12 protein-coding genes are annotated in these 13,160 nt (G+C 36.8%); all 12 read right to left on the minus strand.

Features of this window, described 5'->3' with window-relative positions; translation table 11 throughout:
- Positions 1–4 precede the first annotated feature (4 nt).
- Positions 5–574 (minus strand): 4Fe-4S dicluster domain-containing protein, encoded by a 570-nt coding sequence (locus tag EOD40_RS07760; protein WP_128194314.1) that lies wholly within the window; start codon positions 572–574, stop codon positions 5–7.
- A gap of 21 nt (positions 575–595) precedes the next feature.
- Positions 596–2,812 (minus strand): molybdopterin oxidoreductase family protein, encoded by a 2,217-nt coding sequence (locus EOD40_RS07765; RefSeq protein WP_128194315.1) that lies wholly within the window; start codon positions 2,810–2,812, stop codon positions 596–598.
- 23 nt (positions 2,813–2,835) lie between these two features.
- A complete protein-coding gene (locus EOD40_RS07770) occupies positions 2,836–3,885 on the minus strand; it encodes an MFS transporter (protein ID WP_128194316.1) in 1,050 nt (349 codons plus the stop codon).
- A 316-nt stretch (positions 3,886–4,201) separates the two neighbouring features.
- A complete protein-coding gene (locus EOD40_RS07775; protein ID WP_231129595.1) occupies positions 4,202–5,863 on the minus strand; it encodes a magnesium transporter MgtE N-terminal domain-containing protein in 1,662 nt (553 codons plus the stop codon).
- A 28-nt stretch (positions 5,864–5,891) separates the two neighbouring features.
- On the minus strand, positions 5,892–7,367 hold the full coding sequence (locus tag EOD40_RS07780; RefSeq protein WP_128194317.1) for an MFS transporter: 1,476 nt from the start codon (positions 7,365–7,367) through the stop codon (positions 5,892–5,894).
- 197 nt (positions 7,368–7,564) lie between these two features.
- Positions 7,565–8,827, minus strand: a complete 1,263-nt coding sequence (locus EOD40_RS07785) for an alginate export family protein (protein ID WP_128194318.1) — start codon at positions 8,825–8,827, stop codon at positions 7,565–7,567.
- A gap of 2 nt (positions 8,828–8,829) precedes the next feature.
- Entirely contained in the window at positions 8,830–9,471 is a 642-nt protein-coding gene (locus tag EOD40_RS07790) for an SCO family protein (protein WP_394343666.1), read from the minus strand.
- Entirely contained in the window at positions 9,471–10,274 is an 804-nt protein-coding gene (locus EOD40_RS07795) for a formylglycine-generating enzyme family protein (RefSeq protein WP_128194319.1), read from the minus strand. The genes EOD40_RS07790 and EOD40_RS07795 overlap by 1 nt, the downstream gene beginning before the upstream one ends.
- A 29-nt stretch (positions 10,275–10,303) precedes the next feature.
- A complete protein-coding gene (locus EOD40_RS07800; protein WP_128194320.1) occupies positions 10,304–10,681 on the minus strand; it encodes a c-type cytochrome in 378 nt (125 codons plus the stop codon).
- Positions 10,682–10,724: 43 nt separating this feature from the next.
- Positions 10,725–12,212 (minus strand): copper-containing nitrite reductase, encoded by a 1,488-nt coding sequence (gene nirK, locus EOD40_RS07805; protein ID WP_128194321.1) that lies wholly within the window; start codon positions 12,210–12,212, stop codon positions 10,725–10,727.
- A gap of 101 nt (positions 12,213–12,313) precedes the next feature.
- On the minus strand, positions 12,314–12,556 hold the full coding sequence (locus tag EOD40_RS07810) for a cytochrome C oxidase subunit IV family protein (protein WP_128194322.1): 243 nt from the start codon (positions 12,554–12,556) through the stop codon (positions 12,314–12,316).
- 3 nt (positions 12,557–12,559) lie between these two features.
- Positions 12,560–13,141: a cytochrome c oxidase subunit 3 gene (locus EOD40_RS07815; RefSeq protein WP_128194323.1), complete on the minus strand. Its 582-nt coding sequence runs from the start codon at positions 13,139–13,141 to the stop codon at positions 12,560–12,562.
- Between the last annotated feature and the right edge of the window lie 19 nt (positions 13,142–13,160).

Raw genomic sequence — 13,160 nt, forward strand, 5'->3', positions numbered from 1 at the left:
TTCTTTAATATATTACCAATTCTGTGCTTCCCTTAGGCATCATAATATTGACCTTTGTATTCACTACTTCTTTTCCAAATATGAAACTATTTACAGGAGTACTGTTAGGACGCATTTCTTGAATTTCATCTCTGGTACCATAAAACAAAGCACCACTTGGACAAACAGTAGCACACATTGGCTTTTTGCCCACGCTGGTTCTGTCGTAACACATGGTACACTTCATCATCAAATCGTAATTTTCTTCTTTCTTTGGCACACCAAAAGGACAAGCCATCACACAGTTAGAACATCCAATACATCTTTCGGTATTAGCGGTGTGAACAATTCCGAATTCGTCTTTTGAAATCGCATCGGCAGGACAAACATTAGCACAAACAGGATCATCACAGTGCATGCACACCTGAACGGTTGTTTGTACAGTAGCAGCACGATCTACATAATTAACATGTATCATCGATTCCTGACCGTTTGTCTCGCATTCTGCACAAGCTAATTCGCAGGCTTTGCAGCCAATGCAACGTTGCATATCTACAAAAAACTCTTCATTTTTATTGAAACTGGTATAGTTCATTTTATATCAATTCTTTATAGATTAAATACTAGCGTAAGCCGTTGATTCACTTGAAGGTGGAGCTATTTCCTTAAGCGGTTCCAAATGACAGGCACAAACTTTAAATTCAGGTATTTTAGAAATTGGATCTAATGTCCCCGGTGTCAATTGGTTTGCTGATTTTTTTCCGGACCAGTGGTACGGAATAAAAACAGTATCTTCCCGAATGGTTTCCACAATATTAGCCGGAAAAATTCCTTCTCCTCTTCGAGTTGAAACCCGAATTAATTCTCTTTGTTTAATACCATATTGTTGTGCCAATTTAGGATGAATTTCCAATAAAGGCTCTGGAAACTGATCTACTAATTTCCCGATTCTACGGGTTTGCGTTCCGCTCAAATACTGAGAAACCACACGCCCAGTAGTTAAAATCACAGGATAATCAACACAGGTTACTTCACCCGGAAGTTTGTAAGGCGCTGGATTAAAATGTGCTTTTCCATCAGGTGTTTTAAACTTTCTGTCTTCCCATAATCTTGGAGTTCCTGGATGTCCTATTGTTGGACATGGCCAGAAAACGCCCATTTCGTCTTCAATTCTTTGGTAGGTAATCCCATAATAATCGGCAGTTCCTCCTTTGGAAGCCACACGTAATTCGTTGAAAATGGCTTCGCTATTCTCATAGGTAAATTTATCTTTCACACCCAAACGTCTTGCTAATTCTAACAATATAGCAGTATCAGTATGAGCATTTCCTGGAGGTGTAACCGCCTGACGAATACGGATTACACGTCCTTCCGCAGAAGTAGTTGTTCCTTCTTCTTCTTCCTGCAAAGAACCTGCTAAAACAATATCAGCATGACGCGCTGTTTCGTTCAGGAAAAAGTCAATACACACATAGTATTCTAACTTTTCCAAAGCTTCTCTAACATAATTACTATTTGGTAAAGAAACTAACGGATTGAAACAAATAGACAACAAACCTTTGATTTCTCCTCGATGAATGGCTTCGATGATTTCATAAGCAGACAAACCTTTTCCAGGCAAATCTTTCTCATCGATTCCCCAAACTTCCGAAATATACTTACGATGTTCCGGATTTTCTATATCTCTGTTTCCTGGTAATTGATCACATTTATGACCGTGCTCTCTACCTCCTTGTCCATTTCCTTGTCCCGTAATAGTTGCATAACCGCAATAAGGCTTACCAATTCTTCCTGTTGCCAAAACTAAATTGATACAGCCTAAAACGTTATCTACCCCTTTCGAATGGTGTTCGATTCCGCGGGCATGAAGCAGAAAACTCGTCTTGGCCTTACCCCATAATTCGGCTGTTTGCTGAATTTTTTCTTTCTTAATTCCTGTAACTTCTTCCGCCCATTCTAGCGTATAATCTTTTACAGCATCTATAGTTTCCTGAAAACCAGAAGTATGATTATCAATAAAATCGTGATCTAACATATCATGATCTACCAAGTATTTCAGTATTGCACCGTACAAAGCAGAATCGGTTCCTGGACGTACATCCAAATGAATATCAGCTGTTCGTGCCAATGGAATCATCCTTGGATCAATCACTATAATTTTGGCACCACGATCACGAGCTTTCCAAATCCAATGTGTTAATGTTGGAAAAGTTTCACTTATATTGGCTCCTGCTACAATAATTACTTCGGCATATTCTAAATCAGAATAGTTATTCGAACCTCTGTCTAATCCAAATGCTTTTTTATTTCCGGCACCGGCACTTACCATGCACAAACGACCGTTATAATCCAGGTTTTTTGTTTTTAAAGCAACACGGGCAAATTTTCCCACCAAATAACTTTTTTCATTGGTCAATGAAACACCTGACAACATCGAAAAGGCATCATTACCGTATTTCTCTTGAATTCTTTTGATTTCCGAAACAGTTTTTGTCAATGCCTCATCCCAAGAAGTAGGTACAAATCCCTGCCCCGGAACACTTTTCAAAGGCGACATCAATCGGTCGGGATGATTGTTTTGTAAATAGCGTTGCACTCCTTTTGGACACAATCTTCCTTCATTGAAAGGAAATTCCATCCAAGGCTCAAATCCTACTACTTTATTTTCTTTTACAGATAATTGAATTCCACATTGCATTCCACAAAAACAACAATGAGTTTTGACCAACTCATCTGGTTCATCTCTTCCCTCATAGCCTTCCTTTGGACTATAATTCTTATGTGGTCCAAATTGTGCAACAATATGCTCTTCTGAAACAGGTAATTTTGCCATGTTTATATACTTTTATCTTTAAATTATCCAAATAAATTTCCGCCAGCCTGTCTTGCTCTCAGGTGTGCTTGTGCCAATCGGGATCTTTTTCCTTCAGGACTTAAATCCAGATGCGAACCTCCATCTTCCATCGAAAAATCAAAGCCTAATTGTTTAGTCACTAACTTAAGATCGTCAATATGTAATTTGGTTGCAAATTCTTCTCCGGTGTGTGGACAAACAGCCATTCCTTTTCTTCTTCCTTCCTTATTATATATATGTGCACCAATTTGTGCCGGACGCTGAATAATGTGAAAAAACTTCCCAAACGGAATCCAAATCAAAAACATGATTACCGTAACGGCATGCAATACCGCTAAAAAGTCGAAAGCAAAACCTTTCATAAATTGGTAAGAATAAGTCAACCCCAATCCTGTAACCGAAATAGCGATTAACAAAATAAGCGGTAACAAATCACCTTCAAAAGATTGTGTAGCAATCAATCCCGGATTAGTCAATCGTCTTCTTAAATAATACACTGAACCAAAAATAACCAGATAAGATGACCAGTTTAGTGCGTGAAAAGTCAGGAATGCCATGATAGAATCCAGCTCAAAATCCATCACTTTAAATCCGAAAAAATGGGCTTCATAAACCGAAATCGAATTAGGAGCCATCGTAAAATGAATCCAACCAAAAGTCAATGGAATTGTAATTAAAAAAGCAGAGGTACAGCCCACTGCAATCATAAAATGCGCTACCCAACGGTATTTTCCCCTTGGATAAATGAATTTTTGAAAAGCAATATTTTCTATAGTTTCTTTAGAAGCAAACCAAAAATGAGAAAACACTTTTCCTGTAAACAAGAAACAGATTCCTCTTTTAAAATAAATCCAAGTAGGCGGTCTTTGCAACCATACCGTATAACGATAAATAATCCCAAAAAAAGCAAATACAGTTCCAAACAAGTAGGTAATTAGAGCTGCATCAAAATTTTGTAATTCTCTTGAACCATAAAACACTAACACAATCATTATTACCGAAAGTAATGTAGCGATGAGTAATGCTTTTATATTATATGTTCTGTTTTTCATCTTAGTTTATATTAATACACGCTTGCAATTATAAATCTATTTTTTAATCCATTTTAATTAAAAATCCAGAGGCTTTTCTTCGGGAGTAAAATTAAACAAAAGAAAAACTAAGTGAAACTACTTAAGTATTTTTCTCAAACACAAAAACACTTAAATATGTTATAATATTTCATCCAAATCACTAATTTACAATAATAAAAGTCATTTAGGATGATTAAATCATTTAATTTTAATATCCTTTTATCGATATATGAATTACTTAATTGAATTATTTACTTAGATATACTTAAAATTTATAAATATAAGTAGCATTCATTTAGCTTGGTCTTTCACATCCTTTTCGATTGTAAAACCACCAATTAATTACTGTAGCCAATACTGTAAAAAGAATCAATCCTATAAAAAAATAATTTGCCCCTCCATTAGAAGAAATATCGCTACCAATTAATATAGAAAAAAGAAAAGGACCAAAGGCTGCAATAGCTGCTGTCCAACCAATAACACCGGCGGCTTGTCTTTGATTTTCTGAAAAGATAATAGGAAACTGCCTAAATGTTCCCGCATTACCAATACCTGTAAAAAAGAACATAGTCAAAATTACTCCAACAAATAACGGAAACTGCTCCATACTTGTAGGTACTACCAAGCCTTGAGTTACTAAAATTACAGCTCCTGCTAAAATTCCTAATCCTGTAATAGTGGTTAATACTGCGCCTCCTACTTTATCTGCAATAAAACCAAATAAAATTCGGCTTGATGAGCCAATTAATGGCCCGTAAAAAGCATACGCTAAAGGATCGGGAGCATTTGGGAAATCACCATATAAAAATTTTATCATCAACGGAAAAGCAGCTGCCAAACCGGCAAAGGTCCCAAAAGTCATCATATAAGTTATGGTGCAATACCAGGTGTGTTTATTACTAAAAATATCCAATTGCTCTTTAATAGAAGCCTGAATAGGAATACTTCTTAAATAAAACCAGCTTACCAAAGTCATAATCAATAAAAACGGAATGTACCATAAAGCAGCAGATTGAATATACATCGGTTTATTGATTACTGCTTTATTTTTTTTGTCTAATTGATTCAAAAATTTTTCTACCAATTTAGGATTAGCATCCGCAATTATTTTAGCTCTAACTTTTAAAGGAAGTGAAGTAAAAACAACTTTTTTATCGGTAGAATGAACTGCAGCCGTAACTGAATCCATAACATTTTTCTTCACAGTAGCTAAAATGGCAGTTTGTTTACTGTCTTCTAATGAAGCGAAAACAACGCCTTGTTTTTCGATGCTGGTTTGCTCTAAAACAGCTTGGGTTCCATTGAAATCAATTTTTGTAAAAACTGAGGGAGCTCCATAAATTGCTACACTCAACACCACAGGCGTTACAAACTGCGCTAAAGAAACTCCAAAATTCCCTATTCCTGCCTGAATTCCCAAAGCTGTTCCTTTTAATCTTTTTGGGAAAAACAAACTCGTACTTGGCATATAAGAAGAGAAATCTCCTCCTCCAAAACCTGTTGTAAATGCCAATATCATAAAAACCCAAAATGGTGTTTCGGTATTCATAACCGCTATTCCAATACCTAACACTGGAATCAATTTGATAAAAGTAGCAAAGCTTACTACATCTCGGGTTCCAAATATGGGTAATATAAAAGTATGTATAATACGTAAAATCCCCGCTGCTAATCCCGGAATTGCCGCCAACCAAAAAAGTTGATCTTTAGAAAACGTAAAACCTAAACCAGGTAATTTTACTACTACAACACTCATGATAAACCATGATGCAAAAGACAAAACCAGTGTAAGTGTTGTAATTATTAAGGTTTTCCAGGCTATTTTGCTTCCTGTTTCTTTCCAGAATTTTTCATTTTCAGGCTCCCATTCGTTCAACCATGTTTTTGCCGGCGTATTTTGTGTCCCGTTAGATACATTTTCACGCTCTGATCCTAATTTTTCTAAGTAAGTATCCATAGTGTTATTCTTTAAATTAAAAAATACTTTATTGATTGCGTTCGATTCCTTTTGTAAACTGAGGCATCTTTTCTCGCATTATATTGATAATTGTACGGTGCATCCATAATAAACAGCCCACAGAAATCAGGAAAATGAATATCCAGGAACTCGTCCATAAACCCGTTGAATTCAATAAATAGCCAAATAATATTGGGCCTATAAATCCGCCTAAACCACCTATCAAACCAACCATCCCTCCTACAACCCCCACTTCATTAGGGAAATATTCCGGGATGTGTTTGAAAACGGCTGCCTTACCAATTCCCCAAGAAATCCCGATTAAAACTACCAGTACAAGATAAATCCACATATTGGCATTAAATTTTATCCGGGTAATCCCTTCGGCCAAAAGTTCTTTCTTTTTGACTTCCTGATTTTGTTTTACTACAATTTCCTGCCATGAATTTCGAACAGGTAAAATGTCTGCATCTGATGAAGCAATTGCTGATTTTGGGTTAACAGTATATGTTTTTTCACCAACTTTAATTTCAGAAGCTGAAACTTTAGTAACCAAACCATTATTAGTTGCTAAAACTCCCGGGCCAGTTGTAAAAACTTCCATTTTAGGAAATATCAATAAAAAACTAATTGCAATTGAAGAACCCAAAACCCAATACATTATCGTTCTGGCTCCGAATTTATCCGACAAATAACCTCCAAAAGCCCTGATGATTCCTGATGGTAAACTAAACATAGTTGCAAATATCCCTCCCATAACTAGAGTGGTGTGATACACATTCATAAAATTGGGCAACAACCACTGTGAGTAAGCCACAAAACATCCAAAGACTAAGAAATAATAAGCTCCAAATCGCCAAACACGTACATTTTTCAAAGGAGCTAATAATTCGGATGTTGATCTGGCTACTGTTTCTGCTTTTTTATTTTTGGTAAAAAACACAAACAACAATCCAATTAAGACCAGTACAACTCCATAAATTACAGGAAGCATTTTCCAGCCGTTTTCAGTATCTGTTTTTGACAAAACGTTTAATAAGGTTGGTGCAAAAAAAGTGGTTACGGCAGCACCGGCATTCCCCATTCCGAAAATCCCTAAGGCTCTTCCCTGCCATTCTTTAGGATACCAAACCGAAGTATATCCTACTCCAACAGCAAAACTGGTTCCTACCAATCCAAACAAAAAACTCAATACAGCAAATTCCCAAAACGAACTGGCAAGTGGCAATATAAAAAGAGGAATAGAACAAAGTAATAATAAAGCTGAGAATACTTTTTTCCCGCCATATTTATCAGTTAAAATCCCAATTGGCAAACGAAAAATAGCTCCCGATAAAATAGGAAGTCCTAACAACCATCCTACCTCAACAACTGACCAATTGAAGATTCCGCGATCTACCAAAAAAGTAACCAAAACACCGTTTAAAGTCCAACAGGCAAAACTGATTGTGAATGCCAGTGTATTTAAAAATAAAATACGATGAGACTGTGATAAATTACCCATAAAGCAACTATTATAATTTCCTTAAACAAAGATAAAATAGTCCTTTATCTATAAACATGATAAATATCAGCAAGCCTTATATTCTTATTACTTTCAAAAAAGCATTTAAGTAAGCTTTATTAATAGTGCAAAAAACCTCTATTTAAAAACTACGATAGCTTTTAAATAGAGGTTTACTAAAACAGAATTAATACAATTTATTTTAATGAAAAGATTTTTGGATTAATAGAAACCATAATCCAAGTCCAATTATTGGTAGCAGCAGCATCGGTCACATTTTTGAGTCTTTCTAAAGTTCCAGAAGCGAACATCTGTGAATATCCCGCTGTAGCTACAATATCTTTTTGAATGGTATAAGTAGCCGTAAAATCGATTTCTGTGCCCAAATAACTATTCATTTTTTTATTGGCTGCATCCACAACCGTATTGGGCGCATTGAAAATATGTGGCATCAAGATAAATTGCCATTTGTGGGACGTATAATTTAATTTCAAATAGGCATCTTGTAATCCCACACTGTTTTGATGGTTTCCCACGTAGAAATAATCCATAAAACCATTAAAAGCATGATTGGTTCCAAAAATCGGACTGAAAGATTTAATAGCTAAACTGCTATCATTTTGATCTTTTCCCGAAAGAAATTCATAGCCCACACCGACTTTAAATCCATCTGAAAAAGCATAGCCTGCAAAAGCTCCCGCATACCAGGCACTGACATTTTCATCAGCACTTTTTCCTGTTTGTCCGTACAAACCTAAATTGCCATCCCATTTTTTATTCTTGAAAGTAAGATAGCTTCCAAAAGTTTGCTTGTAATCGACTTCTAAATTGCCTAGCGATTTTTCGAATTCATAAGCTGTATTCAACAATAACACACTCGCATTTATTTTACTAAATTGGGTATGGTACCAGGCATATTGCAACGATTTATAATTAGTGGTATAAGGCGTTTTAGGAGCAACCAAATTTTCCGCATTGGCATTTAACGCAAATCCTAAATCCAGCTGATGGTTTTTCGGATGAAAAGAAAACAGAGCAGCATCATGGCTTTGTCCTTGTTGTAACCAATCGATTTCGCCCAAAATACGCTGATTGTCATAGGAAATCACCTGACGTCCCAGACGTGCACTCCAATTGGAACTGAATTCGTATTGAGCCCAAGCCTCAAATAAAGCGATACCATTTTTATCGACAGTGGCTGTAGTAGCCACATCTCCCCAAGTTCGGATATTCTGTAATGTTAGTTTGGCTTTCAATTTTTCCTGCCTGAAATTGACATTCAGTCGGGAACGTTGGGAGACAAAAGAGGTGGGATTTTCTCCATTTACCATCGGACTTTTAAAACCGTTTCGGTATTCGAAACGAGGTCTGAATTGTAAATTTGCATCCAATTCCTGTGCATAAGTTCCCAGACTTATCATTGCTATCAATGATAAACCAATTGTTTGTAGTGTTTTCATCTTTAATTTAATTTTTGAGCTTCCTCGGTAATTTTAGCTATGGTTGGATCTGAATTCACTCCTAAACCTTCTTGTTGGTAAACCAACTCCCCATCGGCATTGAACACACTGATGATATTGGAATGGGAGAATTCTAAAGGAGCTATTTTTTTATAATTCACCGCCAAAACCGCTGCAAACTCTCTGGTATTTTCTTCAGTAGAACGCAGAAAAAACCATTGATTACTATCCATTTTATTTTCGACAGCAAAAGTTTTCAATCGTTTTGGTGTGTCTACCTCCGGGGCAATACTTACTAAAACCAGTTGCACATCATCTTTGATATTTTCGGGCAAACGCTGTTCGATATTGCGCATATCGGCCACTAATCTAGGGCAGGCTGCTTTACAGGAAGTGTAAATCATCACCATGACCAGGACTTTTCCTTTCAGGTCTTTCATTTCGATACTTTGTCCGTTTTGATTCGTCCATTTGGAAGGAAGATTATAAATCGACAAATCTGAAATTGGCTTGTCTTTTACCGCTGCTTTTGCTTTTTGGTTACAGGATTGCAATGCCAATGCCATTGCCACCACAAACACACCTAAAAAAAGCAGGCTAACGATTCCTTTTTTTATTTTCCGGCATTCTATTTTTGATTTCATCATCTTAAATTTTGAATGGGTTTCACTAGAGCAACTTTATCTTTAGCACAGCGAAATCCAAGATTTCTCGTAGTGTATTTTGCTTTTAAACTACCTCTAAACGCATAGCGCATAAAGGCGGCATAATTCATCAAATCAGTGGCATTAACTGAACCGCTGCCGCAAAACAGATTCTTATCGGTATCCTTGTCTTTTCTGGATTCACCGGAAAGAAAAATACTGTTGAAATCAGCCGTCCATTCCCAAACCAGTCCATGCATGTCATAAACACCCCAATAATTTTTGAAGGTTTGCCCTATCGGATTGGCAAAGGTTTTCGGTTTTTCGTACCAGGACATAATGTATCTATTGAAGGCTTCTTTGGTTCTGGCATCGATTCGTTTTTCATCGGCCATCGCCACATATTCCCATTCATCCATCGTAGGCAAACGTTTCCCCTGACATTCACAATATTTTTTGGCAGCAAACCAGGAAACATTGGTAACCGGTGCATTATCTAAATTATTTTTTCCGTAATTAAAATCACTTTCCCAATGGGACAAATAACTTTTATCGGCAAAAATGCCTTTCATTTTCGAACGACTGTATTCGGGGTATTTTTTCAAAAATGCCAGATATTGGGCATTGGTAACCGGATAAACATCCATTTCAAAAACAGCAATCGCAACCGGCTTCCTGTCTGTGGTTCCATAAAGGGGAACATAAGTCCCCCTTTTTATAGAAACCATCGGAGTCTGTTGCGCCCACAGTGATGTTCCAATTCCCAACAGAAATGAGAATAGGACTACTTTTCTTTGTAACATGGCTCACTGCTTTTAAAATGAATATATTATTATTTTCTTTGGGCTTTCACCATTGCCGGAGTAACCACCGTTTTATTGTTACCCCAACTGCTGTACACATAAGTAAAAGTATCCGCCAGTTGCTGATCGCTCAAGGACTGTGCTGGCATCGCTCCGCTGAATTTTTTACCGTTCACGGTAATGGGACCGGATAATCCTTTCACCACTCCTTTTATAGCCCGATTTACATCTTTATTCAAGAAATCTGATTTGGCCAAAGGAGGAAAAGCCCCCGGAATTCCAAGACCTGTAGCCTGATGACAAGTGATACAAACCTTATCATAAACTCCTTTTCCTTTGGCTGCATTTTGGCCGAAGCCATATAAACCAAATCCCATCATTGCTATTGCAAAAACATACTTTTTCATTACTATTATTTTTAAATTTTAAACTTTTAAATTCTATTTCCAATTAATGAGCTGCCACAGCTTTTGGAGCCGGTTTTGCCCTGATTGCTTTTACTTTAGCTGGACTCACCACTGTTTTATTATTGCCCCAACTGTTATACACATAAGTCAACACATCGGCTACTTCGTCGTCGGTCAGATTTTGACTCGTCATTACGTTATTGAATTTCTTACCGTTTACCGTAATTTCTCCGCTTAATCCGTGCAGTACCGCATTAATAGCACGGTCAGGATTAGCATTCATGAAATCAGATTTCACCAATGGAGGGAAAGCATTCGGAATTCCCTGTCCACTTGGTTGGTGACAGGCAAAACAGGTTCTTCCGTATAATTCTTTACCTGATTTAATTTGCTCCGGAACTGTTTTCGCCACGGTACTTTTTGCAGCACCATTTTCTTTAGGCATGTTTTGTATGGTTCCGCCTTCAGGCAAATAAATCCCTTCTTGTGTTGTTCCTGAGTACACTTTTTTAGTCTCATCCCCTTCTACTTTTAACATCCCTAAGGCTCCTTTGTTGAACGCCCTGAAAATAGAGTGATCCACCAGAATAAAAGTTCCCGGAACATCCACTTTGAACTCGACTATGGCTGAACCTCCAGCAGGAATCAAAGTAGTTTGGACATTTTTGTTAATCATGTCTCCACCTTCTATGTGTACTTTATCAAAAATTTCCCCGATAACATGGAATGAAGAAACCAGATTTGGCCCGCCATTACCCATAAAAATACGCACGGTTTCCCCCACTTTGGCAGTGATTGCTTTATCTCCCGCAATAGAGCCAACCTTTCCGTTGAATACCACATAGTCCGGATTTTCTTTAATTGCTTTGTTCATATCAAAAGGTTGGTTACCCTGTTCTCCATAACTTCCCTTGGTATAAAAATCCCCTTGCATCACATAGTATTCTTTATCTACTGGCGGCAATCCTCCTTCGGGTTCCACCAAAATCAAACCATACATTCCGTTGGCAATATGCATCCCCACAGGTGCTGTGGCACAGTGATAAACATACAGACCCGGATTTAATGTTTTGAAATTAAATACTTTTTCATGTCCCGGTGCCACCAATGAAGAGGTCGCCCCTCCTCCCGGCCCAGTCACTGAATGCAAATCGATGTTGTGCGGCATTTTGTTATCCGGATGGTTTCTTAAGTGAAATTCGACTTCATCACCCACTCTGGTTCTGATAAAACTACCCGGAACAGAACCTCCAAAAGTCCAATAGGTATATTTTACCCCATCAGCCATTTCTCCTTCCTGTTCCTTAATTTCCATGTTGACTACCAATTTCATCGCGGCACGATCTCCAACAGGTTTGGGAACCAATGGTGGCGCGGTAAGTTCCGCTTCTTTTTGTCCTTCTGTTTTAATGCTCTGATAATATTGAGCATCTTTATCTTCCTTTTTGGCACAAGAAAACAAGCCAAAAGCCACAGCAATTGCCACAGCAATTCTCAAGCTTTGTTTCTTTAAATTTAGTTTAGGTTTCATAATTATTTGGTGTTAAATTCATCTTGATTTGTATTACAAAAATAAAAGACAAAAACATCCTTTATTATGATATTTGTCATGTTTATGCTTTTTATTCTAATTTATTTTATCAAAACAATTACTAAAACCAATAAGCCTAAAACAAAGCTTAAACTAAGTCTCCAAAAAGGATTTGCCTTCTTTAATTCCATAAATTGAAAAGCAACTAAGAGGAATTTAATGGCCGAAAAAAACATAATTAAAAGGATTACACTGTTTGAAAGAAAATCAGATTTTGAAATTAATGCCGTAAACAAAGTCAGCGCAATCAATAATCCATAAGTAAACAATAGTGATTTTTTCATCTTTTAAAAAATTAAGTATAAAACCGGAAACAAAAGCAGCCAAATCAAATCGCACATGTGCCAGAATGCAGCACAGGCTTCTACATCTTCAATTTGAGTATCCGAATTCTTTTTTGTCATTCCATAATTGGTCCAAGCCAAAATGACCAAACCAATAAGAACATGAATCAGATGAAATCCGGTTAGCAACCAATAAAAAGTGAAAAAAATATTGGTTTCCAATGAAATCCCGGACTCGATTTTATGATAATATTCCAGGCTTTTTAAGATTAAAAACAATAATCCGCCCAGCATTGTCAATTTAAAATATAAAGAAGATTTTGCTGTATTATTTCCTTTAAATTCCTGTACCGCATTGGCCATACAAAAACCACTCGTCAACAAAAAAACCGTGTTTATGGCTCCAAAAGTGGTATTCAATCGCAATCGGGATTGATGAAATAATTCTGCTTGCTCACTTCCATAATATACAAAAGCCACAATCGCCATCCCGAACGTTATGAGTTCCAGAAAAATAATAATCCACATCAAAATACCTCCCGGTGGATAATAGATGTTTTTGTAATTGATTTTAAGTGTCTCCATTTTTAATAAGTCTTAAATA

This window comes from Flavobacterium sufflavum (assembly GCF_004016525.1).
Classification (GTDB): domain Bacteria; phylum Bacteroidota; class Bacteroidia; order Flavobacteriales; family Flavobacteriaceae; genus Flavobacterium; species Flavobacterium sufflavum.